Origin of the sequence: Agrococcus sp. ProA11, assembly GCF_039880525.1 — a bacterium.
GTDB classification, from domain to species: Bacteria; Actinomycetota; Actinomycetes; order Actinomycetales; family Microbacteriaceae; genus Agrococcus; species Agrococcus chionoecetis.
Genome location: NZ_CP156989.1, coordinates 407605 through 429666, shown reverse-complemented (window position 1 = coordinate 429666; position 22062 = coordinate 407605). Strand labels below are relative to the sequence as shown.

The 22062-nt window shown below is 71.4% G+C and carries 23 protein-coding genes and 2 pseudogenes; 6 read left to right on the top strand and 19 right to left on the bottom strand.

Features of this window, described 5'->3' with window-relative positions:
- The first annotated feature begins 62 nt into the window (after window positions 1-62).
- Window positions 63-1271, top strand: a complete 1209-nt coding sequence (locus ABG090_RS02065; protein ID WP_347755953.1) for an isochorismate synthase — start codon at window positions 63-65, stop codon at window positions 1269-1271.
- 189 nt (window positions 1272-1460) lie between these two features.
- Here ABG090_RS02065 and ABG090_RS02060 read toward each other — a convergent pair.
- The 4 genes and pseudogenes from ABG090_RS02060 to ABG090_RS02045 form a co-directional block, all read right to left on the bottom strand.
- Window positions 1461-2282 (bottom strand): annotated as a pseudogene (locus ABG090_RS02060) (PPK2 family polyphosphate kinase); the annotation flags it as partial.
- A gap of 9 nt (window positions 2283-2291) precedes the next feature.
- Window positions 2292-3164 (bottom strand): SDR family oxidoreductase, encoded by an 873-nt coding sequence (locus ABG090_RS02055; protein ID WP_347755952.1) that lies wholly within the window; start codon window positions 3162-3164, stop codon window positions 2292-2294.
- The gene (gene menD / locus ABG090_RS02050) at window positions 3148-4833 is read right to left on the bottom strand and encodes a 2-succinyl-5-enolpyruvyl-6-hydroxy-3-cyclohexene-1-carboxylic-acid synthase (RefSeq protein ID WP_347755950.1); all 1686 of its coding nucleotides are present in this window, start codon (window positions 4831-4833) and stop codon (window positions 3148-3150) included. The genes ABG090_RS02055 and menD overlap by 17 nt, the downstream gene beginning before the upstream one ends.
- A complete protein-coding gene (locus tag ABG090_RS02045; RefSeq protein ID WP_347755948.1) occupies window positions 4826-5386 on the bottom strand; it encodes a PLDc N-terminal domain-containing protein in 561 nt (186 codons plus the stop codon). Before ABG090_RS02045 ends, menD begins: the two co-directional genes overlap by 8 nt.
- A 49-nt stretch (window positions 5387-5435) precedes the next feature.
- Between ABG090_RS02045 and ABG090_RS02040 the strand changes: the two genes are divergently transcribed.
- The gene (locus ABG090_RS02040) at window positions 5436-5819 is read left to right on the top strand and encodes a DUF4229 domain-containing protein (RefSeq protein WP_347755946.1); all 384 of its coding nucleotides are present in this window, start codon (window positions 5436-5438) and stop codon (window positions 5817-5819) included.
- A 167-nt stretch (window positions 5820-5986) separates the two neighbouring features.
- On the opposite strand, the gene ABG090_RS02035 is transcribed toward ABG090_RS02040, so the two are convergent.
- The 7 genes from ABG090_RS02035 to ABG090_RS02005 form a co-directional block, all read right to left on the bottom strand.
- The gene (locus ABG090_RS02035) at window positions 5987-6946 is read right to left on the bottom strand and encodes a 1,4-dihydroxy-2-naphthoate polyprenyltransferase (RefSeq protein WP_347755945.1); all 960 of its coding nucleotides are present in this window, start codon (window positions 6944-6946) and stop codon (window positions 5987-5989) included.
- Window positions 6947-6996: 50 nt separating this feature from the next.
- Window positions 6997-7998 carry an AMP-binding protein gene (locus tag ABG090_RS02030; RefSeq protein WP_347755943.1) on the bottom strand — a complete coding sequence of 334 codons (1002 nt, stop codon included), beginning with the start codon at window positions 7996-7998 and terminating at the stop codon, window positions 6997-6999.
- Between the two features lie 41 nt (window positions 7999-8039).
- Window positions 8040-8939 carry a 1,4-dihydroxy-2-naphthoyl-CoA synthase gene (locus ABG090_RS02025; protein WP_347755941.1) on the bottom strand — a complete coding sequence of 300 codons (900 nt, stop codon included), beginning with the start codon at window positions 8937-8939 and terminating at the stop codon, window positions 8040-8042.
- Between the two features lie 47 nt (window positions 8940-8986).
- Entirely contained in the window at window positions 8987-9916 is a 930-nt protein-coding gene (locus ABG090_RS02020; RefSeq protein ID WP_347755939.1) for a hypothetical protein, read from the bottom strand.
- 211 nt (window positions 9917-10127) lie between these two features.
- On the bottom strand, window positions 10128-11192 hold the full coding sequence (locus ABG090_RS02015; protein ID WP_347755938.1) for a hypothetical protein: 1065 nt from the start codon (window positions 11190-11192) through the stop codon (window positions 10128-10130).
- Window positions 11193-11279: 87 nt separating this feature from the next.
- Window positions 11280-11669, bottom strand: coding sequence for a hypothetical protein (locus ABG090_RS02010; protein WP_347755936.1), 390 nt, complete (start codon window positions 11667-11669; stop codon window positions 11280-11282).
- 56 nt (window positions 11670-11725) lie between these two features.
- Entirely contained in the window at window positions 11726-12058 is a 333-nt protein-coding gene (locus ABG090_RS02005; RefSeq protein WP_347755934.1) for a hypothetical protein, read from the bottom strand.
- Between the two features lie 67 nt (window positions 12059-12125).
- On the opposite strand from ABG090_RS02005, the gene ABG090_RS02000 reads away from it, so the two are divergent.
- Window positions 12126-13064, top strand: coding sequence for an o-succinylbenzoate synthase (locus ABG090_RS02000; protein WP_347757659.1), 939 nt, complete (start codon window positions 12126-12128; stop codon window positions 13062-13064).
- A 203-nt stretch (window positions 13065-13267) separates the two neighbouring features.
- On the top strand, window positions 13268-14146 hold the full coding sequence (locus ABG090_RS01995) for a DUF559 domain-containing protein (RefSeq protein WP_347755932.1): 879 nt from the start codon (window positions 13268-13270) through the stop codon (window positions 14144-14146).
- Between the two features lie 345 nt (window positions 14147-14491).
- On the opposite strand, the gene ccsB is transcribed toward ABG090_RS01995, so the two are convergent.
- From ccsB to ABG090_RS01970, 5 genes are read right to left on the bottom strand one after another with little or no spacing between them, the layout of a single operon-like run.
- A complete protein-coding gene (gene ccsB, locus ABG090_RS01990) occupies window positions 14492-15400 on the bottom strand; it encodes a c-type cytochrome biogenesis protein CcsB (RefSeq protein ID WP_347757657.1) in 909 nt (302 codons plus the stop codon).
- Between the two features lie 47 nt (window positions 15401-15447).
- Window positions 15448-17073, bottom strand: a complete 1626-nt coding sequence (locus ABG090_RS01985; RefSeq protein WP_347755930.1) for a cytochrome c biogenesis protein ResB — start codon at window positions 17071-17073, stop codon at window positions 15448-15450.
- A complete protein-coding gene (locus ABG090_RS01980; RefSeq protein ID WP_347755928.1) occupies window positions 17057-17818 on the bottom strand; it encodes a cytochrome c biogenesis protein CcdA in 762 nt (253 codons plus the stop codon). The genes ABG090_RS01985 and ABG090_RS01980 overlap by 17 nt, the downstream gene beginning before the upstream one ends.
- Window positions 17815-18390 (bottom strand): TlpA disulfide reductase family protein, encoded by a 576-nt coding sequence (locus ABG090_RS01975; RefSeq protein ID WP_347755926.1) that lies wholly within the window; start codon window positions 18388-18390, stop codon window positions 17815-17817. The genes ABG090_RS01980 and ABG090_RS01975 overlap by 4 nt, the downstream gene beginning before the upstream one ends.
- Before the next feature lie 11 nt (window positions 18391-18401).
- Window positions 18402-19055, bottom strand: a complete 654-nt coding sequence (locus tag ABG090_RS01970; protein ID WP_347755925.1) for a histidine phosphatase family protein — start codon at window positions 19053-19055, stop codon at window positions 18402-18404.
- A gap of 53 nt (window positions 19056-19108) precedes the next feature.
- Between ABG090_RS01970 and ABG090_RS01965 the strand changes: the two genes are divergently transcribed.
- Both ABG090_RS01965 and aspS read left to right on the top strand, forming a co-directional pair.
- The gene (locus ABG090_RS01965) at window positions 19109-19375 is read left to right on the top strand and encodes a hypothetical protein (protein WP_347755923.1); all 267 of its coding nucleotides are present in this window, start codon (window positions 19109-19111) and stop codon (window positions 19373-19375) included.
- Window positions 19376-19384: 9 nt separating this feature from the next.
- The gene (gene aspS, locus ABG090_RS01960; protein ID WP_347755921.1) at window positions 19385-20692 is read left to right on the top strand and encodes an aspartate--tRNA(Asn) ligase; all 1308 of its coding nucleotides are present in this window, start codon (window positions 19385-19387) and stop codon (window positions 20690-20692) included.
- 29 nt (window positions 20693-20721) lie between these two features.
- Here the strand turns inward: aspS and ABG090_RS01955 are convergent, their stop codons facing one another.
- From ABG090_RS01955 to ABG090_RS01945, 3 genes and pseudogenes are all read right to left on the bottom strand, one after another.
- Entirely contained in the window at window positions 20722-20982 is a 261-nt protein-coding gene (locus ABG090_RS01955) for a glutaredoxin family protein (protein WP_347755919.1), read from the bottom strand.
- Window positions 20983-21078: 96 nt separating this feature from the next.
- Entirely contained in the window at window positions 21079-21177 is a 99-nt protein-coding gene (locus ABG090_RS01950) for an AURKAIP1/COX24 domain-containing protein (RefSeq protein ID WP_092916513.1), read from the bottom strand.
- Between the two features lie 570 nt (window positions 21178-21747).
- Window positions 21748-22011 (bottom strand): annotated as a pseudogene (locus ABG090_RS01945) (metalloregulator ArsR/SmtB family transcription factor); the annotation flags it as partial.
- Between the last annotated feature and the right edge of the window lie 51 nt (window positions 22012-22062).

Below are 22062 nucleotides of genomic sequence, written 5' to 3'. Positions count from 1 at the left end.
CTCGCGCGCGCGTTCCCCGACGAGCGTCCAGGCTCCGCGGGCAGCGCGCGTAGGCTGGCTGCATGCCAGGCCTGCGGGTGCGCACCGAGCGCGCGGAGCTCGGGCGCCTACTGGAGCATGCGGACCCGCGGTTCCCGCTGGCCGTCCGGCGCGGAGCCGACGGCATCGTCGGCCGCGGCGAGGCGCTGCGCCTCGAATTCCGCGGCGCGGCGCGCTTCACCGATGCGGCGGATGCGTGGCGTGCGATCGCCCGCGAGGCCGTCGTCGACGACGCGGTCGGCGTGCCGGGCACGGGGCTCATCGCCTTCGGCGCGTTCGCCTTCGACGATGCCTCCGCGGCGACGAGCGTGCTGATCGTGCCGCAGGTCGTGGTGGGGCGCCGGGGCGACGACGAGTGGGTGACCTGGATCGGCGACGAGGGCCGACTGCATCCGACCGCGGTCGATGAGGTGCGCGTCGAGCTCGTCGACGGCGCGATCGACCCGCCGCGATACCGAGCGATCGTCGCCGAGGCGACCGAGCGGATCAGGTCGGGCGACGCGGAGAAGGTCGTGGTCGCGCGCGATCGCGTCGGGCAGCTGCCCGAGGGCGGTGACGTGCGCTCGGTCGCGGTCGGTCTCGTGCAGCGCTATCCGGACGCCGTCACCTACGCCGTCGACGGCTTGATCGGCGCGAGTCCGGAGACGCTCATCGCCGCCGATCGGGGCCACTTCTTCTCGCGCGTGCTCGCCGGCACCGCCGCGCGGGGCGCGACCCCTGGCCTCGACGCCGAGATCGCCGAGATGCTCGCCTCCGGCGACAAGGATCTCCGAGAGCACCGCTTCGCCGCCGAATCCGCCATGGAGGTGCTGCGCACGCTCGCGCCGGACGCGCGCGCATCGGAGCCGTTCCCGCTGCGGCTGCCGAACCTGTGGCATCTGGCGACCGACATCACGGGCACGCTCAGCGGCGGCTCCACACTCGACGTGCTCGCGCTGCTCCATCCGACCGCCGCGGTCGCCGGTACGCCGCGCGCCGCATCGCTCGCCATCATCCGCGAGCTCGAGGGCGTCGACCGCGGCCGCTACGCCGGCCCGGTCGGCTGGATCGATGGCGAGGGCGGAGGCGAATGGGTGATCGCGCTGCGCGGTGCAGACATCGCCGGCGACGGCTCGATCCGGGCGTTCGCCGGAGCCGGCATCGTGGCTGGCTCGGTCGCCGACGAGGAGCTCGCGGAGACCGCAGTGAAGCTGCGACCGATCACCGACGCGCTCGCCGACCCGCTCCCCTAGCGTGGGCTGCGCGACGACTCACTCGTCCCGTGCAGCCTGCGTGTCGGCCTTCTTCTCGGCCTTCTCCGCCTTCTCCGCCTTCTCCATCGCCTGCTTGGCCTTCTTCTTGGCCTTCTTCGACTTCTTCTTCGGCTTCTCGGCGCGCTCGGAGGACTCCTCCTCCGGCGTGGGCACGCCGCCCAACGCGAGCAGGCGCTCGCGCTCCGCCGCCACGTCATAGTCAGCGAGCGGCCACTGCGGATCGACATCCTCGAGCGCCTCGAGCAGCAGCTCGCGCACCGCGAGCCGCGCGTACCACTTGCGGTCGGCCGGCACGACGTGCCATGGCGCATCCGCTCGAGCGGTGCGGTTGATGGCGACCTGGTACGCCTCCATGTAGGCGTCCCAGTGCTCCCGCTCGTCGACGTCGCCGGGGTTGTACTTCCAGTGCTTGTCGGGGCGGTCCAGCCGCTCCAGGAGGCGTGCGCCCTGCTCCTCGAAGGAGATGTGCAGCATCACCTTGACGAGCCGGATGCCCCGCGCGGCGATCTCGCGCTCGAACTCGACGATCTTGCCGTAGCGCTCCTGGATCTCCTCCGCGGGCGAGAGCTCGTGCACGCGGTGGATCAGCACGTCCTCGTAGTGCGATCGGTCGAAGACGCCGATGCTGCCCGGCTTCGGCAGCGCTCGCTCGATCCGCCAGAGGAAGTCGTGCTTCCGCTCGGCAGCCGTCGGTGCCTTGAACGCCGTGATGTCGACTCCCTGCGGATCGATCAGGCCGACGACGTGGCGCATGATGCCGCCCTTGCCCGAGGTGTCCATGCCCTGCACCATCAGCAGCACCGAGCGCTCGCCGCCCTCCTTGCTGGCGGCGAACAGGCGCTCCTGCAGATCGGCGAGCCGGTCGGCTCCCGCCTCCAGCGCCTCGCGACCGTCGGCCTTCTTGCCGTCGAACCCGGGCGTGGACCGGGGGTCGACCTCTGCGAGCTGGACGGAGCGGGTGATGCGGAGAGCGTCAGTGATCTCGGTCATGCGCTGAGACTACTGGGACGACCGGCCGCCGCCCTGGACGGCGGAATCGCTCGCGCGACCCGTGAAGCCGTCCATGCCCTCGTTGACGCCCAGCGCATCCGCCAGCCAGTCGCCGATCGCGGTCGGCAGCACCTTGATGGCGGGCACGAATCGCACCAGCGGCGGCAGCGCGAGCAGCGATGCGCGCGACTCGATCGCGCCCATGATCTGGGTGGCGACGGAGGCCTGCGACAGGATCGGCAGCAGCGCCGGCACCTTGGTCGTGACGCCCTCGAACATGCCGGTGTCGATGTAGAAGGGCGCGACCGTGAGTGCGGTGATCGGCGAGCCGGTCTTGCGCAGCTCCGCGCGGAGCGACTCCATGAAGCCGACTGCGGCGAACTTGCTGGCGGCGTAGTCGGTCTGCCCGGCGACCCCGATGAAGCCCGCGGCACTGGCGACGGTCACGATGCGCCCGCGTCCCGCGTCGCGCATCGCGGGCAGGAACGCGCGGGTGACCAGCAGCGGTGCGATCGCGTTGACCCGTATGGTGCGATCGATCTGCGCTGCCGTCAGCTCGGTCAACGGCTTGCCAGAGACGACACCCGCGTTGTTGACGAGCACGTCGACCGGGCCCAGCATGAGCGTCTCGGCCGCGGCCAGCTCGATCGCATCGGCGTCCGCCAGGTCGACGACGACGACCGAGCCGCTTCCGCCCGCCGCGTCCGCCTCTGCCGCGACCCGCCGCGCGCTCGGCTCGTCGCGATCCCAGAGCACGACGTGCGCGCCCTTGCGTGCGGCGGCGAGCGCGACGAGTCGGCCGATGCCGCTGCCGCCTCCGGTGATGACGAGCGTGGTCTGCGGGCCGATCCGCATCGCGCTCCGGTCAGAGCTGCTGCGCATCCGACGCTCCTCCTAGCACTGCCTCGATGATGCCCGGCCGGGACTGCGAGAGCGCTCTCCGCAGGCCCGCGCGATCGGTGACGCGCTCGTACGGCCAGCCGTAGGCGGCCGCGAGGTGCTCGAGGTCGACGTCGTGCGGTGTGCGCTGCACCCGCGCGAAGTCGCCCGCATCGGCGCTGCCGGCGACCTCGAGCAGCTCGAAGAGGCTGCCGCCGCGGTCGTTGCCGACCACGATCTGCAGGTGCGGGCGCGTCTCGCCGGGCGGCACGTGCAGCCCACCGGCATCGTGCAGCAGGGCGAGATCGCCGATCAGCAGCCGGGTCAGGCCGGGCTCGCCCGATCGCGCATGGGCGATCGCGACGCCGGACGCGGTGCCGACGGTGCCGTCGATGCCGGCAAGCCCACGATTGGCGCGCGCGGTCACCGCCTTGGGCCCGGCCCAGGTGTCGAGCTCGCGGATCAGGCGGGATGCCGCGACCACCAGCCGGTCGTGCGGCCAGGTGCGATCCCACACCTGCGTGACGAGGTCGCGGCGCGTGATCGGCGCGCGAGCGTCGGTCAGCTCGGACCGCGCGTAGTCCGCACGCGTGAGATCGGAATCGGGCGCGGCATCGGCATCGCGCTCGGCGGCGAGCGCTCGTCCCGCGCGCACCCATCGCTCGATCCACGCCTGCCCCATGCTCTCGGTCTCCGCCTCCAGCTCCTCGACCTGGATGCGTCCGGCGAGCACCGTCGTGCTGCCGGTGCCACGCACGTTGTCCTGCGCGACCCGTCCGAGCACGACGACCTCGACATCCGGCCGGCGGATGAGCCCGGTCACCGCACGGGACAGCGTCGGGTGGCCGATGACGACGACGCGGCGCACCAGGTCGCCGAGCTGCGCGAGCACGTCGCGAGCGTGCGGCACGAGCGCGGGCCCGAACCGCGCGCCGGAGGTGGGCTCGGCGATCAGCGGCGCACCGATCGCCTCGGCGACATCGACCGCGACCGGGCCGGCGTCGGCGCCGGCGATCACGACCGTCGACGCGGCTGCCCGCAGCACCGAGGTGGGGGTCGGCGGCCGCCCGACGGCGTCGACCGCTGGCCCTGACGCTGGCGCGCCGCCAGAGAGCGGCTCGCGGAAGGCGACGTTCAGCTGCACCGGGCCCGGCTCGGTGTGGCCGGCGTCGTCGGCACCGGGGTGCCGCCAGCCGAGCGATGCCTGCACCGCGCGCACCGCGTCGCCCTCTGGGTCGTCCAGCGCATCCGCACCGACATCGAGCACGACCCGCGCTGCGGCTCCGAACAGCCCCGGCTGGACGGTCGTCTGGTTGGCCCGGATGCCCTGCAGCTCGGCCGGCCGGTCGGCGGTGATCGCGATCAGCGGCACGTCGCTGTGGTGCGCCTCGAGCATCGCAGGATGCAGGTTCGCGAGCGCGGTGCCGCTCGTGACCACGATCGCGACGGGGCCGCCCGTCTCGCGCGCGATCCCGAGCGCGAGGAATGCCGCGGAGCGCTCGTCGATGCGCACGTGCAGGTCGAGCAGCCCCTCGCGGTCGGCGCGGGCCGCGGCGAGCGCGATCGCCTGCGACCGCGAGCCGGGGCAGACGACGAGGTCAGTGACTCCGGCGGCGGCGAGCGCGACGACCAGGCGATCGGCGTAGGCGGCGGCCGGGGAGGCGTCAGGCACGCGCGGCGTCGCCGTCGTCAGGGGCGCGATGCTCCTGACCGTCGGCGTCGTCTGCGGGCTTCTGCTTCGGCGACTTCGACTTCGGCGGCGCAGGCTGCGACGGCGCAGGCTTCGACGGCGCAGGCTTCGGCTCCGCCTCGGCAGCAGGCGGAGCGGCGGGCGCCTGCGTGGAGGTCTCCTCCGGCTTCGGCTGCGGCGTGTCCGCGGCATCCGAGGGCTCCGGCTTCGCGTCCGCGCGGGGGTCTTCCTCGTCCAGCGCGGCCAGCTGCGCCTCGATCTCGGCGATGCGGCGGTCGGTCTCGCTGATGCTCACTGCGGAGGGGCGCGAGAACGACGGGTCGTCGTCGGGCGCCATGGGCGGGGCCGTGGCACGCGGGCCCTTGCCCCAGGTCAGCCAGCCGATCGCGCCGACGAGCGGCAGCACCACGATGAGCACGACCCACAGCACGCGGTTGAGGCGGCGGATGCGGCGATCGTCGGTCACCGTGAGGTCGACGAGCGCATAGACCGTGACCACCAGGGCCAGGATCCCTCCGATGATGAGCCAGCGCATCCCCCCAGGGTAGGCCCCATCGCTATGGGTCGCTCATAGACTTGTTCTCATGTCCCCCTCGATGCGCTACCTGATCGTGCGCGCGCTGCTGTTCATCGCACCGTTCACCCTGCTCATGGTCGCCAAGGTCCCGTGGCTGCTGTCGGCGCTCGTCTCGGTGGCGTTCGCCTTCGCGGCGTCGATCGTGTTCTTCCCGAAGCTGCGGAACGAGGCGGCATCCGATCTGCAGCGGATGCGCGAGGGCCGCAAGCGCGACGGCGCGGAGCCCGACGACGCAGAGATCGAGGACTCGCTGGTCGAGCAGCCGCGCGCCGACGACGCCGCGGACTCCGCCGATCCCGCGGACCCCGCCGATCCCGCGCATCCCGTCGACCCTGCGCACCCCACGGACCCCGCACATCCCACCGACCCCGACGCATCCGCTCGCCCCTGACGCTGCCCGCATCGCAACCGCCCGGAGCGCAGAGTTGTCGCATGCGGCGCTCATCCGCCCCGGTTGGGAGCCGTTAGCGACACATCTGCGCAGTCGCAGCGGACGCAGCGGGGCGAGCCCGCTCGGATGCGCGGGTCGCGCTGGGCGAGCCGCTGCGTGCCGTCGCGTCAGCCGACGGTGACGAAGCCGGCCGGGCCGCCCCAGATCGCGATCGCGAGGCCGACGCCGTACAGCAGCGCGGTCAGGCCGGTGAGACCGAGCGCCGTGATGAGGTCGCGCGGCGTGCGCGCCATCAGCACGATGACCATCGCGGGCACCGCCAGGAGCAGCACGGTGAACACCGCGATGCCGTAGGCGAGCGCGAAGGAGAAGACCCAGAGGATGCCGAACGGCACGAGCATCAGCGTCACGTAGAGCAGCTTGGCTGCGCGCCGGCCGATGAGCGTCGCAAGGCTCCGCTTGCCGGCAGCGCGGTCGGTCTCGATGTCGCGCAGGTTGTTGCACAGCATCAATGCCGCGGAGATGGCGCCGATGGCGATGCCGAGCGCGACCGAGTCCTCGGTGATGCGGCCAATGATGGCGTAGGTCGTGCCGACGACCGCGACCGGGCCGAAGAACAGGAACGCCATGAGCTCGCCGAGGGCGTAGTAGCCGTACGGCCGCTTGCCTCCGGTGTAGCCCCACGCGGCGACGATGCAGACGACGCCGACGAGCAGCAGCCACCAGCGACCCGACAGCAGCACGACCAGCAGGCCAGCCACGGCGCTCGCGGCGAGGAAGCCGATCGCGACGTTCCGCACCGTGCGCGGCTCGGCCTTGCCCGCGCCGACGAGGCGGCCGGGGCCGACGCGCACGGCATCCGTGCCCTTGACCCCGTCGGAGTAGTCGTTGGCGAAGTTCACGCCGATCTGCAGGAACACCGCGAGCGCCAGGCACGCGAGCGCGATGCCCAGGTGGTAGCCCTCGGCATTGAAGGCCGCGGCGGTGCCGAGCGCGACGGGGGCGATCGCCATGCCGAGCGTGCGGGGCCGGGACGCGGCGATCCAGTCGCGGGTGGTCGCGGGGCTGGGTGCGGTGCCGGCGATCTGTGCGCGTTTCGCGGGGTTGCCGGAGCGAGGGGAAGCCATCCCCTCGATGCTAGCCGCGCCGCGCCGCGCCGTGCGCCGTGCCTGCGGCGTCAGCCGAAGAAGCCGCGGCGCCGACGCTCCTGCGTGCGGCTGGCGACCAGCCGCCCGAGCCGCTTGCGGTCGGGCTTGCCGGATGCCGTGGTCGGCATCACCGACACCGTCACCAGGTGATTGGGCCGGGCGGGCTTCCCGAGCGCGTTCGCGACCGCCGCGCGGATCTCTGCCAGCGACGGCTTGAGCGTCGTCACCACCGCCGGCACCTCACCCCACTCGGGGTGCGGCGCCGCGACCACCACGGCATCCGGCGCGAAGACCTGCACGACGTGCTCGATGGCGGCGAGCGAGATCTTGATGCCGCCGGAGTTGATGACGTCGTCGATGCGGCCGGAGACCTGGAGCGTGCCTGCCTGCAGCGAGCCGGCATCGCCGGTCTTGTACCAGCGATTGCCGGTGCCGTCGGTGTGGAAGCGCTGCTCGGTGAGCGCAGCATCCTCGTAGCCGTCGGCGAGCTGCGGCCCGGAGATCTCGATCTGGTCGGTGAGTCGCACCTTCACGTCACGCAGCGGGATACCGTCCCAGACGCATCCGCCGACCGTCTCGGTCGCGCCGTACGTGCGCGTGATGCGCCAGCCGAGGCGCGCCGCACGCTCGATCAGGCCGAACGGCGCGCGCTGGCCGCCCAGCAGGATGCGGTCGAGTCGCGCGATGGGGCCGATGAACGAGCGGTCGAGCGCCGCCGCATCGACCAGCCTGGCGAGCTGCGTCGGCACGAGCGACGTGTACTTGCGCTCGTGCTCGAGGCTCTGCACGGCCTCGACGAAGGCCTCAGCGGTGAAGGCACCGGCGGTCCGCACCAGCGGTGCGCCGCTGACCTCGTTGCGCCAGATCACGTTGCGGCCGGCGATGTAGTGGTCGGGCAGGGCGAGCACCCACTGCCCGGGGGCGCCGAGCCGCTCAATCGCGGCATCGGTCGAGGCTGCGATCGCCTCATCCGAGATGATGACGCGCTTGGGCACGCCGCTGGATCCGCTCGTCTCGACGACGACTCCCACGGTGCACCTCCTTGCGCTTGCTGCTCTCGATCCGGTCCCGGTCAGTAGTGGTACGGGAAGGCCGACCAGTCGGGATCGCGCTTCTCCAGGAACGAGTCGCGCCCCTCCACGGCCTCATCCGTGCCGTAGGCGAGCCGCGTCGCCTCGCCCGCGAAGATCTGCTGCCCCACCAGTCCGTCGTCGACCGCGTTGAACGCGAACTTCAGCATACGGATCGCGGTCGGGCTCTTCCCGAGGATCTCGCGCGCCCACTCGACGGCGGTCGACTCGAGCTCGGCGTGCGGCACGGATGCGTTGATCGCGCCCGACTGCAGCGCCCGGTCCGCGCTGTACTCGCGGGCCAGGAAGAAGACCTCGCGCGCGAACTTCTGCCCGGTCTGCCGCGCCATGTACGCCGAGCCGTAGCCGGCGTCGAAGGAGCCGACATCCGCGTCGGTCTGCTTGAACTTCGCGTGCTCGCGGCTGGCGATCGTCAGGTCGCAGACGACGTGCAGCGAGTGTCCGCCGCCGGCCGCCCAGCCGGGCACGACGGCGATCACGACCTTGGGCATGAAGCGGATGAGGCGCTGCACCTCGAGGATGTGCAGGCGGCCGCTGCGGGCGGGGTCGATGCTGCTGGCCGTCGCGCCGTCGGCGTAGCGGTAGCCGTCGCGGCCGCGGATGCGCTGGTCGCCGCCGGAGCAGAAGGCCCAGCCGCCATCCTTCTCGCTGGGACCGTTGCCGGTCAGCAGCACGACGCCGACGCGACTGTCCTGCCGCGCGTCGTCGAGCGCTCGGTAGAGCTCATCGACGGTGTGCGGGCGGAACGCGTTGCGCACCTCCGGCCGGTCGAACGCGATCCTCGCGATGCGTCCATCGCGCGAGCGGTGCACCGTGATGTCGTCGTAGCCGGGCTCGGCGTCCGCCCACTCGGCGGGGTCGAAGAGGGGCGAGATGGTCACCCGGCCAGCCTAGCGATCGGGCGGTGCATGCGCGGGGTCGCGACCGGTCACTCGATGGCCGGGCACGGCTCCGCATCCTCAAGGCCGTAGGCGTCCGGCTCGCTGCAGCGCCACGCGGCCGCGCCACCGGCGGCATCCCGCTCGATCTGCACCATCACCTGGTGCGTCTGCCCCATCGTGGACGTGGAGTTCGTCAGGTGCACGATCACGTCCACCGCCTGCGGCGAGCTCGCCACCACCCACGCGTCGTGGTCGACGCGCAGTGCGCCCTCCTGCGGGAGGTAACAGGTGTCTGCCTGCCTGCAGCGCTCGCCGGCCGCGACCGCGAGCGCCTCCGCATGCGCCGCGACTTCTGGCCGCAGCGTCGTCTCGATGAATGGCTCCGAGGCGGTCGCCGGATCGCCGTCGACGGAGAACGCGTCGGACCGCGCGATGATGATCGGATCGTCGAGCACCGGGTCGAACCTGTAGATGCCGGGATACATGACCATCGGTCGATCCAGGCTGATCTCGAAGTTCGCGATCCGGGCGCCCGCGGTGCCGCTGTACTGGTGGAACGGCACCGCCTCCGTCAAGGGACGGGTGAGCTGCCACGAGCCGTCGACCCGTTCGGCCTCGAGCGTCCGCGAGATGCTCGCCCCATCGAGCGTGTACTCCACTTCAACCGCGGCGGCGTCGCCGTCGATGTGCACGAGGCGCACCCCTGCGTCCGTGATGCGCCTGGCCGACTGCAGCACCGCATCCGGCACCATCGCCGCGGGCTGGACCGGGAGCATCGCCGTGGCATCGCTCGCCCGCCCCTCTGCGATCGCGGTCAGGTACTCCATGGCCACATCGCGCAGGTTGGACTGGTCGCCGCTGACGGCTGCGCGCTCGGCGACCTGGATGCCGCCAGGGATCACCGCGCCCGCGAGCACGCCGACCACGCCCGCGACCAGGACGTGCCGCCAGTTGATGCCGCGTCGCCCATCTCGCATGGCCCGACCGAAGGACGCAGGCTCTGCCGTATGGGCCGGCGGCGGCTCGCTGTGCGCGATCGCCGAATCCGCAGTGGGGCGGGCGGGCTCTGGCACGCCCGCCGGCATCTCGAACTCTGGCATCGACGGCGACACGGATCCATCATGGCGCGAATGCCGGCGATCCGGCCGCACCGCCACAGGCCGTCGCGCCGCGGGCCCCGTCGACCGCTCAGAGCGCGCAACTCGAGAGCGTCTCGCTCTCCCCCGGCTCGCCGCAGCGCCACTCGCTCGGCACGCCATCGTCGTCGAGGATCGCGCGCAGCCGCACGTCGAACCACTGACTATCGGCGCCATCCATCGCCATGATCGGCACCGACAGGTCGATGACGCCGCGCTCCATGTCGACATCCACCGGGTAGGGCTCACCGAGCGGCAGCAGCCGCAGCCCGAACGCGACCGGGCAGCGAGCGCGCATCTGGCAGTCGGCGACGGTGTCGAGTGCGAGCTCGGTGGCATAGTCGCGGATGCGGGGGGCGACACCGGCGGTCACGTACGGCACGGTCGGCGTGCCGAGATCGCCGTCGACGACGAAGCGATCGCCGCCCGAGAGGAAGAACGGCCCTGAGACGGCGTCGATCGTGTAGCTGCCCGGGTAGAGCAGCACGGGCGTGGGGCCGTCCAACGGGACATCGGCGACCTGCACGCGCACGATCGGATCGCTGAAGCGCACGTCGGCGACCTCGGCGAGCGTCGTCCGCAACCGCCACTCGCCCTCGACCCGCTCCGCCGTGAGCGCGCGGAACACCTCGGTGCCGCCGACGCGGTAGCGCACGTCCGCCGACCCGGCGGTGCCGTCGACCTGCACCAGCTGCACCGAGTAGTCGGTGATCGGCTCTGCCGACTGCAGCACCGCATCCGGCGCCACGCGACCGCCGCCGTCGACCGGCACCATCTCGGTCGCCACGCCGGCGCGGCCGGTCGCGATCGCCGTGAGGTACTCGAGCGCCACCGAGCGCAGGCTCTCGACCTCCACCGACGCCGCCGCGCCGTCGAGCGATCGCAGTGTCGCCGGGATGCCACCGCCGACGACCACACCGACCAGCCCCGCGATCAGCAGCTGTCGCCAGCCGAAGCGGCGCCGCAGCCCAACCGCGGGGTTCGGATGGAGAGGAGGATCGTCGGGATGCTCCGCGCTCGTCGCACCGGCTTCAGGTGCGGTGGCGTCAGCGGCTTCTGGCCGAGGAGCACTCTCCGCCCGGGGCGGCATCTCGAACTCCGGCATCGCCGTCGACACGGCGCCATTCTCCCGCGGCGCCGGGATCGGCGGAAGAGACGACTTCGTCGTCGGCGCCGGTCGGGCAGGGACCGGCGAGGAAAGGGCTCAGACCGGGGTCGAGAGCGCCTCGAGGAAGCCCCAGCCGAACGAGGTCGCGGCGGCGAACAGCACGAGGAAGGCGATGCCGAGGGCCGCACCGAATGCGCCCGTGCGGCGCCCATCCGGCGTGGTGGCGCCGACGATGCCGCTGGCGACGCCGGCGAGGCCCACGAGCACGGTGATGCCAATGACGGCGATCAGCCAAGCGAGCTCGCCCGGCTTCGGCGCGAAGAGATAGCTGAACTGCTGCGCGAGCGAGACCACCTGTAGCACCACCGCGAGCGCCAGCAGCGCCAGCGAGATCGGGCCGAAGCGAGCGCGGCGGCGGGAGGCGGCGGAGCGCCTCGGTGCGGGCCGGGCCGGCGCCTCGCCGACGAGCTGCAGGTCTTCGATCATCGGGCGATCGTATGGACCGCACCGGCCGCGCGCGCGGAGGCGCGCCACCGCATCCGCTACTGCAGGATGCCGAGCGCGAGCGTGAGGATGAGGAACACCACAGGGTTGGAGATCACGAGCACGCCGCCGGCGATGGCTGCCATCGTGACGTTCGCGGTGCCGCGCTTGACGAGTGCGGTGATCGCGAACGCCAGCGCGAGCAGCGTGATGACACCCCAGATCGGCAGCCCCCAGACCACGAGCCCGTCGAATTCGGCCCACGCGACGCCCATCGCGATGAGGAAGCTCGCCGCGCAGAGGCCGGCGCCGACGAGTGCGAGCACGCCCCAGACGGGGTTGCGACGCCGGGTCACCGCGCGCGTCTCGATCACCCATGGCAGCTCAGTCACCCGTCGATTCTGCCAGTCGTGCGAGCATGAGCGCGTGGACCTCGACTTCGAACGGCTCGCTGACCGCATGCAGATTGTCTCGCTGCCGCTCGCCACGCGGTTCCGCGGCGTCGAGCACCGCGAGGTCGCGCTCTTCTCCGGCGTCGCCGGCTGGGGCGAGTGGAGCCCGTTCCTGGAGTACGGGCCCGAGGAGGCCGCGCGCTGGCTGCGTGCGGCGCTCGAGGACGCCGACCTGGAGCGGCCACCGCTGGTGCGTGACCGGATCCCTGTGAATGCCACGCTGCCCGCGGTCGATCCCGAAGCGGTCGCGGGCGTGCTGGCGCGCTACGACGGCTGCCGCACTGTGAAGGTGAAGGTGGCCGAGCGGGGTCAGACGCTCGCGGATGACGTCGCCCGCGTCGCCGAAGTGCGCGCGCTGCTGCCCGATGTCCGCATCCGCGTCGATGCGAACGGCGGCTGGAACCTCGATGAGGCGGAGACCGCCGTGCGCGCGCTCGAGCGCTTCGACCTCGAGTACGTCGAGCAGCCGTGCGCGAGCGTGCCCGAGCTCGCCGAACTGCGGGACCGGCTGCACCGGCTCGCGATCCCGATCGCGGCGGACGAGTCGGTGCGCAAGGCCGAGGACCCGCTGCTGGTTGCCCGAGCGGGCGCCGCCGATGTGCTGGTCATCAAGGCGCAGCCGCTCGGCGGGATCCGCGCCGCGCTGGCGATCGTGGCGGAGGCAGGACTGCCCGCGGTGGTCTCGAGTGCGCTCGACTCGTCGGTCGGGCTCTCGCTCGGTGCCGCGCTGGCCGGGGCGATGCCGACGCTCCCCTACGACTGCGGCCTCGGCACCGGCGCGCTGCTGGCCGCCGACGTCACGACCGAGCCGCTCGTGCCCACCGACGGCTCGATCTCCGCTGCTCGCGTCGCGCCCGACCCCGCGCTGCTCGCCGAGCATGCGGCATCCGCCGAGCGCACGGCACACTGGCGCGCCCGGCTCGCCGCGACGCTCCCCCACCTCTGACGCCCCGCCTCAGTCGTCCGCCGCACCAGGCCCGTCAACCGGTTGCTTGGTTTCGCGCGCGGAAATATCGGGTGCCAGACCACCGGCCCGGTCGACGAACGCGACCCCGCAAGCGATTGTTGGGCGACTACCCGAGCGCGGCCATCCACAGCCGCCGCTGTCGCCTCCCCGCCGCGACGGCTCGGGGGCGCACTATGCGCGGCATGGAATTCCTCGAATGGCTCGGTGCCATGGGCGGCGTCTGCACCACTGCCGCCGCTCACGAACAAGTCTCTAGGCCAACGCTGCGCAGGCTCCGTGACAGCGGTGCGCTCTGGGTACCGCTCCGCGGCTGGGTCGCCCTCGGCGATCTGCGCAACGATGCCACCCGCGCTCTTGAGCTCGGCGGAGTCGTGACCTGCGTCTCTGCGCTGCGCTTGCGCGGACTGTGGGTGCCGCACGGCGACACCGACTTGCACGTGCGCCCGAACCGCGAGACTCACAGTGACCGTGTCAGCCGCGCGGAGCAGACGCGCGGCGTCAAGCTGCACCGGCAGCACCGACGGCTGGCCGATCTGCGGCCCTGGAACGGCGTGGACGGCGCGCTGACAGCGCTCGCGACCGCGGCCGCTTGCGCCCCGAAGGACGACGTGACCGCCGCGGCCGCGAGCGCACTCGCGAACGGGGTCCTGCAGCGGGAAGACCTGACCGCGCTCGGTCTGCAGTTGCCGCGACGACGGCGCGAGCTGCTCGAACGAGCGACCGAGCGCTCTGGATCGGGAACCGAGGCGATGTTCGTGGCGATGCTGCGTCGAGCACGGATCGCCTTCGTGCAGCAGCCCGAGCTGTTGCCGGGTGAGTTCTTCGACTTCCTCGTCGGCAGGTCTCTGGTGATCGAGATCGACTCGCTCGAGTGGCACGGCTCGCGAGCACAGATGGCGAAAGACCGCAGTCGCGACGCACGCCTGACGGCGCTCGGCTATCGCATACTGCGGTTCACCTACGAGCAGGTGCTGTTCGACGCCGATGGCGTGATGCGCACGGTGCTCGACCTCGTCCGCCGCGACGTGCATCAGCGCGCGCTGCTGCGTCCGCGCCCGTGACGGCCGCCGCTCGGCCCGCGCTCGACCCGCGCGCACCGCGCGTCGGTCAACCGACCTGGTGGTGCGGCGGGCAGATTACTCGGCTGCCGCGCCACAGAGCCGGTTGACGTGCAGCGGCGCAGGTTGTGGGGGCCACGCGGCCGCCGTCGGTCAACCGAGCTGGTGGTGCGGCGGGCGGATTACTCGGCTGCCGCGCCACAGGGCCGGTTGACGTGCAGCGGCGCAGGTTGTGGGGGCCACGCGGCCGCCGTCGGTCAACCGAGCTGGTGGTGCGGCGGGCGGATTACTCGGCTGCCGCGCCACAGGGCCGGTTGACGTGCAGCTGGGCGGCCGGGGCGGCGGCGGTTAGAGGCCGGAGTAGGCGTGGAGGCCGGCGAAGAACTGGTTGACGATCGTGAAGTTGAACACGATGGCCGTGAAGCCGATGATCTGCAGCCACGCCGAGCGGGAGCCGCGCCAGCCGCGGGTGGCGCGCGCGTGCACGTACCCGGCGTAGATCACCCAGATCACGAAGGTCCAGACCTCCTTGGTGTCCCAGCCCCAGTAGCGACCCCAGGCGTGCTCTGCCCAGATCGCGCCCGCCATGAGCGTGAACGTCCACATGATGAAGCCGATGACGCCCACGCGGTAGGCGGTGTCCTCGAGCGTCACCGCCGACGGCAGCGAGCGCAGGAAGCCGTTGTCGCGCTTCTCCTTCACGAGCTGCAGCACGCTCAGCGCGGTGCCGAGCCCCAGGAAGCCCGTCGCGAGCGACGCCACGAAGACGTGGATGACGAGCCAGTACGACTGCAGCGCCGGCGGCAGAGGCGTCGGCGCGACGTAGTAGTTGAGGGTCGCGACACCGAGGAAGACGACGGCAAGGCCGGAGAAGAAGACGCCGAGGAAGTTGAGGTCCTTCCACAGTCGCGAGAGCACGAACACGCCCACGATGACGGCGACGGCGGTGAGCGCGAACTCATACATGTTCGACCAGGGCACCCGGCCGGCCGCCAGCCCGCGCAGCACGGTGCCGCCCAGGTGCAGCGCCCAGGCGAGCATGGTCAGCGTGAAGCCGATGCGGGCCGCGCGGCCCGGCATTGCCGTGACGATGTCGCCACGCCCCGCGTCGCCCGCGGTAACGCCGGCGGCCGAGGCGCCGGCGGCCGGAACACCGGCGCCGACCAGCTCGCGCACCTCGGCGGCCGCGGGCTTCGCGGCGGAGCGACGTGCGACATCCCACGCGTAGGCGATGAACGCCAGCGTGTAGACCGCCATCGCTGAGTAGACGAGCAGCAGCGAGACGGAGTCGAGTTCTGGCGAGGTCACGAATCGATTGTACTCTCGCGGTCACGGTCGAACTCCGGCGTCGCGTTGTCGGCGACGCGCTTCGCGAGGTCGTCCACGGCGCGCTCGAGCGTCGGATCCTCGCCGCGCGCGAGCCCGGCGATCTCGAGTCCCTCGGCGGTCGCCTTCACCCACATGCGGCGGCGCGGGATGAGCAGCGAGCCGAGCAGCGAGATGAGGATCGTCATGGCGATCCAGAAGACCGGCGTCTGCGTGTGGTCGACATGCACCTCGATGACGCCGTAGCGGCGCACATCCTCGAATGTGATGGTGCCGAGCCCGCCGGGGATCTCGGCGGTCTCACCCGGCGCCAGCGTGAGCGCGTCGGTGCCGGAGTCGCCGCCGGCGACCTGCTGCATCGCATCGGTGTCGAGCGCGTACACGGAGCGCGGGATGCCCCCATCCAGCCCCAGGTCGCCCGTGAAGGCCTGCAGCGACAGCACCGGGTTCGCCAGATCGGGGTAGGCGGAGGCGAGTGCGCCGGTGTCCAGCGCGACCGCGGTCGGATAGAAGAAGCCGCGCAGCCCCAACTGCTCCTCGAGCCCGTCGGCAACCTTGATGACGCCGAGGCTCGTCATCAGGTCGTCCTGCGCGAGGAAGGGCGTGTACTCGTCGTAGACGAGGTTCCCCTCGGCATCGCGCACCGAGATCCTGGGCGCATACCCGTTCGAGATCAGGTAGAGATCGGCACCTGCGACGTCCAGCGGCTCGTTCACCTTGATCTGCGCGTCGCGCTGGGTGCCGTCCTCGGTCACCGTCACGAACGCCGTGAAGTCGAGCGGCGCACCGATCGCATTCGGGTTCTCGGTCTCGTAGACGACGTCCAGATCGTCGAGCTGCAGCGCGAACGGCTCCAGCGCCGCGTCGTCGAACCACTGCCCCTCGGTGAAGGAGTCGTAGCTCGACAGCGTGTTCGCGAACCCGCGCCCCTCGACCACGAGCCGCTGACCGTTGTAGCCGAAGCCGGAACCGATGCCCACCACCAGGATCATCGCCAGCAGCGCGATGTGGAACAGCAGGTTGCCCGTCTCGCGCAGGTAGCCGCGCTCGGCGGAGATCGAGTCGCCGTAACGCGTCGTGCGGTAGCCGAGCCGCTTGAGCACGCCCTCCGCCCGATCCAGGTCGCCCGCGCCGCCGGGCACGACCTGAAAGCCCACCAGCCGCGACAGCCGCGCGGGGGTGCGCGGCGGCAGCGATCGCATGGCTCGCCAGTGGTGGATGAGGCGCGGGATCACGCAGCCGATGAGGGAGACGAACAGCAGGATGTAGATCGCCGAGAACCACGGGCTGGCGTAGACGTCGTGGAGCGACAGCGCGTCGTACAGCCAGACGAGGTCGGGGTTCTGGTCGCGAACCTGGATGACGCCGTTCGGGTCGCTGGAGCGCTGCGGCACCAGGCTGCCGGGGATCGCGGCGACCGCGAGCAGCAGCAGCAGCACGATCGCGGTGCGCATCGAGGTGAGCTGCCGCCACAGGAAGCGCAGCCAGCCGGCCGCATCCAAGCGCGGCCCCGCCGACGACGGCTCGGGCTCCGCCGCGTCGATGTGGTCGCCCGGGCGCAGCGGGTCGGCGCTCGTATTCGCGCTGCTAGAGGATCGTGACATAGGAGGCGATCCATCCCTGCATCTCGTTCATGACGGCGTCCCAGACGCCCGTGAGCATCAGCACCCCGATGACCATCAGGGTCACGCCCCCGCCGATGTTGATCGCGCGCACGTGGCGACGCATCCATGCCATCGTCGAGCCCATCCAACCGAGACCCACTGCAAGCAGCAGGAACGGGATCCCGAGCCCAAGCGCGTACGCGAAGCCGAGGAGCGCACCTTGCCAGGCGCTGCCCGTCGTGACGGTGAGCGCACTGATCGCCGCGAGCGTCGGCCCCGAGCACGGGGTCCAGCCGAGCGCGAAGATGATGCCCACGACCGGAGCCGCCCACATGCCTCCGGCCTTGATCTGCCTCGGCTTCCAGACGCGCTGCAGCACGCGCACCTGCCCGACGAACACTAGGCCGAGCAGGATCAGCAGCACCCCGAGGATGCGCACGAGCAGACCCGACCACGCGAGCAGGAACGAGCTCACCGCACCCACGAGAGCCGTGCCGAGCACGAACACGGCGGTGAAGCCGAGGACGAAGAGCGCCACGCCGGTGATGAGCCTCGCTCGGCCGCCCTCTTCTCCGACCAGGGACCCCATGAGCCCGAGGTAGCCCGGCACGAGCGGGAGGATGCACGGGCTCGCGAACGACACGATGCCCGCGAGCAGCGCGATGGGCATGGAGATCAGCAGTTGACCGCTGAGCACCGCACTGCCTGGATCCAGGGCGACGCTCTGTACGAGCAGCACGCTCATCGCTCGAGCTCCTCCTGCAGCAGCGTCGAGAGGATGCTGGTGTCGGTGACGGCGCCGGAGACCCGCGCGGCGACCCGGCCGTCCGCGTCCAGGATGATCGTCGACGGCACCGCGTTCGGCGCGACGATTCCGGTGAAGGCGAGCTGCGCCTGCGCCGACTCGTCGTCGAGGATCGACGGGTAGTCGATGGCGAACTGCTGCTCGAACGATGCCGCCTGCGCTGCCCCGTCGCGCACGTTGACGCCGATGAAGTCGACGCGATCGCCGAACTCGGCATGCAGGTCCGCGAGCACCGGCGCCTCGACGCGGCACGGCGGGCAGGCGGCGTACCAGAAGTTGACGAGCGCGACGCCGTCGAGCTCGGCGGAGTCGAACGTGCCCCCGTCGGCGAGCGGGCCGCCGAAGGCGTTCGGCGCGGCACGCTCCTCGGGCGCGAACTCCGTCACGAAGCCGTCGCCGGCGATATAGCCCGCGTCGCCGACCTGGCCGGCGACGCCATCGGAGGAGGCGCAGCTCGCGAGCAGGAGCACAGCGGTGGCGGTCGCGGCGAGCGAGCCGGTGACCCGCCGCATCCGACGGCGCGTCACACCGCCCCCGTGTCGATGGCCGCGACCGAGGCGGCCGGCTCGACGTAGTCGATCTCGGTGAAGCGGCCGTCGACGACCGCGAAGCTCGTGATGGAGGACAGCTGGCAGCGGCGCTTGCGGGGGTCGTGCCAGAGGCGGCGCCCGGCGATGTCGAGGTGCGCCATCCAGATGGGCGACTGGTGGCTGACCATGACGATGTCGCCGTCGTCCTCGGACTCGTCGAGCTCGCCCCACGCATCCTCCATCGCGGCGCGCACACGCTGCGCGATCGCCTTGTAGGGCTCGCCCCACGAGGGGCGGTAGGGGTTGCGCAGCATCGGCCACGACGAGGGGTGGCGCAGCGCACCGCTGGCCTCGAAGGTCTTCCCCTCGAACCAGTTCGTCGGCTCGATGATGCGGTGCTCTGTGCGGATGTCGAGGTCGAAGGCGTCCGCCCACGGCTGCGCCGACTGCTGCGCGCGCTCGAGCGGGCTCGCCGCGAGCCGCACGACGGGACGGGCGGTCGCGCCGGTCGACAGGTGCTCGGCCGCGAGCGCCGCCATGCGGTGACCGCGCTCGGAGAGCAGAAAGCCGGGAATGCGCCCGTAGAGCACGCCATCCGGGTTGTGCACCTCGCCGTGGCGCACGAGATGGAGGCGACGAGCAGGCATGGGGACCATCGTACCGGCGCAATCTATGAACACGGGGCCGACAGAATGGCCTCGTGCCTCTGCTCCTGCCGCTGATCCTCGCGCTGCTCGTCGTGCTCGCCGCCACGATGCTGTGGGTGTGGGCGGGCTCGATCGCCCACTTGCGCGACGGCGGGCTGGTCGCGCTCGCGATCGCGCTGCTGGCGGCCGTCGGCATGGTGCTGCTGGTGACCGACCCGTCGCTCGAGTGGGCGGGCTGGAGCCTGCTGGCACTCTCGGTCGTGGCGCTCGTGACCGGCTGGATCGGGCTGGCGCGCTGGGGCAGGCCCGCGCGTCGGTAGGATCGTCGCGTGACTCACCGGACTCTCATCAAGGACCTCGCATCGCTCCCCGACGGCCCCGTGAAGGTGGCGGGATGGGTAGAGACGGTGCGCGACCAGAAGCGCGTGCAGTTCGTGATCCTGCGCGACGAGTCGGGCTCAGCCCAGCTCGTGAACCCCGTGAACGACGAGACGGCGGAGACGGCGGAGCAGATCTCCGCCCTCATGCACGGCTCGTTCATCACCGTCGAGGGAGACCTCAAGGCCGATGAGCGCGTCAAGCTCGGCGGACTGGAGGTGAAGGTGCGATCGCTCACGGTCGAGTCGGTCGCGAAGGATTCGCCCATCGCCGACGACTCCTCGATCGACAAGCGCCTCGACTGGCGCTTCCTCGACCTGCGCCGCCCGGAGGCGCAGCTCATCTTCCGCGTGCAGACCACGATCGAGCACGCGCTGCGCCAGCACTGGGTCGATGAGGGCTTCATCGAGCTGCACACGCCGAAGCTCATGGCGACCGCGTCGGAGTCGCGCGCCGAGCTCTTCGAGGTGCCCTACTTCGAGACCACCGCCTACCTGGCGCAGTCGCCTCAGCTGTTCAAGCAGATGGCGCAGTCGGCGGGCTTCGGCAAGATCTTCGAGATCGCTCCCGCCTTCCGCGCCGACCCCTCCTTCACCAGCCGCCACGCGACCGAGTTCACCTCGGTCGACAGCGAGATCTCCTGGATCGACTCGCACGAGGACGTCATGCAGCTGCACGAGACGCTGCTGACCAAGGCGGTGACGGCGGTCGTCGAGAAGCACGGCGCCGAGATCAGGCAGCACTTCGACGTCGATCTGCAGGTGCCGACCGTGCCGTTCCCGCGCATCACGCACGCCGAGGTCAAGGCGATCGTCGAGGCCCGCGGCCACACGATCGAGCGCACCGACGGTGACCTCGATCCCGAGGCCGAGCGGCAGATCTCGCAGCGCGTGAAGGAGGAGATGGGTCACGACTTCGTGTTCGTGACGGAGTACCCCTCGAGCGTGCGCCCGTTCTACCACCTGCGCCCGGAGGGCGACGGCTCGGTCACGAACTCCTACGACCTCATCTACAACGGCGTCGAGATCTCCACCGGCGCGCAGCGCGAGCACCGCGTCGATGTGCTCGAGGCGCAGATCGTCGAGAAGGGGATGGACCCGTCGGAGCTCGAGGAGTACCTCGACTTCTTCCGCTACGGCGTTCCCCCGCACGGCGGCTTCGGCATGGGCCTGGCTCGCGTCGTGATGCTCATGCTGGGGCTCGGCTCGATTCGCGAGACGACGTTCCTCTTCCGCGGCCCGACGCGCCTCACGCCCTGACGGCCTCCGCCGCCTGACGCACTGCCGGCTCAGCCGGCGGTCGCGTCCAGGCGCGCGCGGATGCGCTCGGTCAGCTTCGCTGCGTCGACGCGCCAGGCCGAGTGGGGCCGTCCGTCGATGAGCACGACCGGGATGTCGTCGCTCCAGCGCTCCTCGAGCGCCGGGTCGTCGAGGATCGACAGCTCGGTCAGCGAGACGTCGTCGAACCCGGCGACGACGCGCTCGACGATGGGGCGCGCCTCGTCGCAGAGGTGACACCCGGGCTTGGAGATGAGCGTGATCTCGACCATCCCATCAGCCTAGACATGCGAAAGCCGGGAGCCTGCAGATGCAGGTCCCGGCTCACGATGCGAAGCAAGCGGCCCGAGACGGGCCCCTACGCTGCGCTACTTGCGGTTGCGACGCTGGTGGCGCGTCTTGCGAAGCAGCTTGCGGTGCTTCTTCTTCGACATGCGCTTGCGGCGCTTCTTGACCACAGAACCCATTGAGGTTCCTCACTTCCGTTAGAGATTGCTCGTCGACGCTGCACGATCGCCAACGCCAGAAGGCGAATCGACATCAGCGCAGGGAAAACGCTCCCGACAGCGTACCGGAATCCGGCTTGCCGCCGCATATCGGTGCGCGGCGCCTCAATCGAGCTTGGCGTCGTCGCCCGTGCGCGCGGGCGCATCGTCGTCGCCGGGGTCGTCGCCGTCGACCTCGTCCTGGCTGCGGATCCTGCCCCGCACGCCGTCGATCCGCTGCGCCGCCCGCGACTGCATCTCGTGCAGACGATCCTGCACCTCGTAGATGCGGTCGCGTGCCTCCTGCACTCGATCCTGCAGGTCGTGCACGCTCTCCGCGGCTCTGCGGCCAAGCGAATTGCCCACCGGCGCTGGGTGCTCGACGCGATCGGTGACGCGGGCGAGTGCCGCCTCGGTGGCGATCCGCGCCTGCTCGGCCGCCTGGCGCGCCTGGTCGGCGGCAGCTCGCAGCGGAGCCTGCACGTTGACGCCGGCCCAGGCGGCGAAGGCGGCAGCGCCGAGGTTCGCCTCCTCATGGTCGCTGTCGGCGAAGATGAACGGCATCAGCCAGTCGTCGAGCGCGTCGAACGGCGCCAGCACGATGGCGTAGAAGCGGTGCTGGCCGTCCTCGCGCACGGTGACGAGGCCGGCATCGCGGAGCGTGCGCAGATGCTTCGAGACCGTCGGCTGCGGCACGCCCAGGGTGTCGACGATCTGGCTCACGCTGGCCTCGCCCGTGGTGCCGCGACGATCCAGGAGCACGCTGAGGATGTCGCGTCGCGTGCTGTCCGCGATCACGCTGAAGATGTCGGCCATGCGGAAAGCATGCCAGCGCCGCGCGGGTGCGACAAACCGCCCTGGCCAGAG

Excerpts from the sequence above, each read along its gene's own strand:
- ABG090_RS02035 (WP_347755945.1), bottom strand. The coding sequence starts at position 6,946 with ATGGCTTCCCCTCGCTCCGGCAACCCCGCGAAACGCGCACAGATCGCC.
- ABG090_RS02000 (WP_347757659.1), top strand. The coding sequence starts at position 12,126 with ATGCAGATTGTCTCGCTGCCGCTCGCCACGCGGTTCCGCGGCGTCGAG.
- ABG090_RS02010 (WP_347755936.1), bottom strand. The coding sequence starts at position 11,669 with ATGATCGAAGACCTGCAGCTCGTCGGCGAGGCGCCGGCCCGGCCCGCA.
- ccsB (WP_347757657.1), bottom strand. The coding sequence starts at position 15,400 with ATGGCGGTCTACACGCTGGCGTTCATCGCCTACGCGTGGGATGTCGCA.
- ABG090_RS02055 (WP_347755952.1), bottom strand. The coding sequence starts at position 3,164 with ATGCGCAGCAGCTCTGACCGGAGCGCGATGCGGATCGGCCCGCAGACC.
- ABG090_RS01995 (WP_347755932.1), top strand. The coding sequence starts at position 13,268 with ATGGAATTCCTCGAATGGCTCGGTGCCATGGGCGGCGTCTGCACCACT.
- ABG090_RS01970 (WP_347755925.1), bottom strand. The coding sequence starts at position 19,055 with ATGCCTGCTCGTCGCCTCCATCTCGTGCGCCACGGCGAGGTGCACAAC.
- ABG090_RS01950 (WP_092916513.1), bottom strand. The coding sequence starts at position 21,177 with ATGGGTTCTGTGGTCAAGAAGCGCCGCAAGCGCATGTCGAAGAAGAAG.
- ABG090_RS01955 (WP_347755919.1), bottom strand. The coding sequence starts at position 20,982 with ATGGTCGAGATCACGCTCATCTCCAAGCCCGGGTGTCACCTCTGCGAC.
- ABG090_RS02040 (WP_347755946.1), top strand. The coding sequence starts at position 5,436 with ATGTCCCCCTCGATGCGCTACCTGATCGTGCGCGCGCTGCTGTTCATC.
- ABG090_RS02020 (WP_347755939.1), bottom strand. The coding sequence starts at position 9,916 with ATGCGAGATGGGCGACGCGGCATCAACTGGCGGCACGTCCTGGTCGCG.
- ABG090_RS02045 (WP_347755948.1), bottom strand. The coding sequence starts at position 5,386 with ATGCGCTGGCTCATCATCGGAGGGATCCTGGCCCTGGTGGTCACGGTC.
- ABG090_RS01975 (WP_347755926.1), bottom strand. The coding sequence starts at position 18,390 with ATGCGGCGGGTCACCGGCTCGCTCGCCGCGACCGCCACCGCTGTGCTC.
- ABG090_RS01985 (WP_347755930.1), bottom strand. The coding sequence starts at position 17,073 with ATGTCACGATCCTCTAGCAGCGCGAATACGAGCGCCGACCCGCTGCGC.
- ABG090_RS02065 (WP_347755953.1), top strand. The coding sequence starts at position 63 with ATGCCAGGCCTGCGGGTGCGCACCGAGCGCGCGGAGCTCGGGCGCCTA.
- ABG090_RS01980 (WP_347755928.1), bottom strand. The coding sequence starts at position 17,818 with ATGAGCGTGCTGCTCGTACAGAGCGTCGCCCTGGATCCAGGCAGTGCG.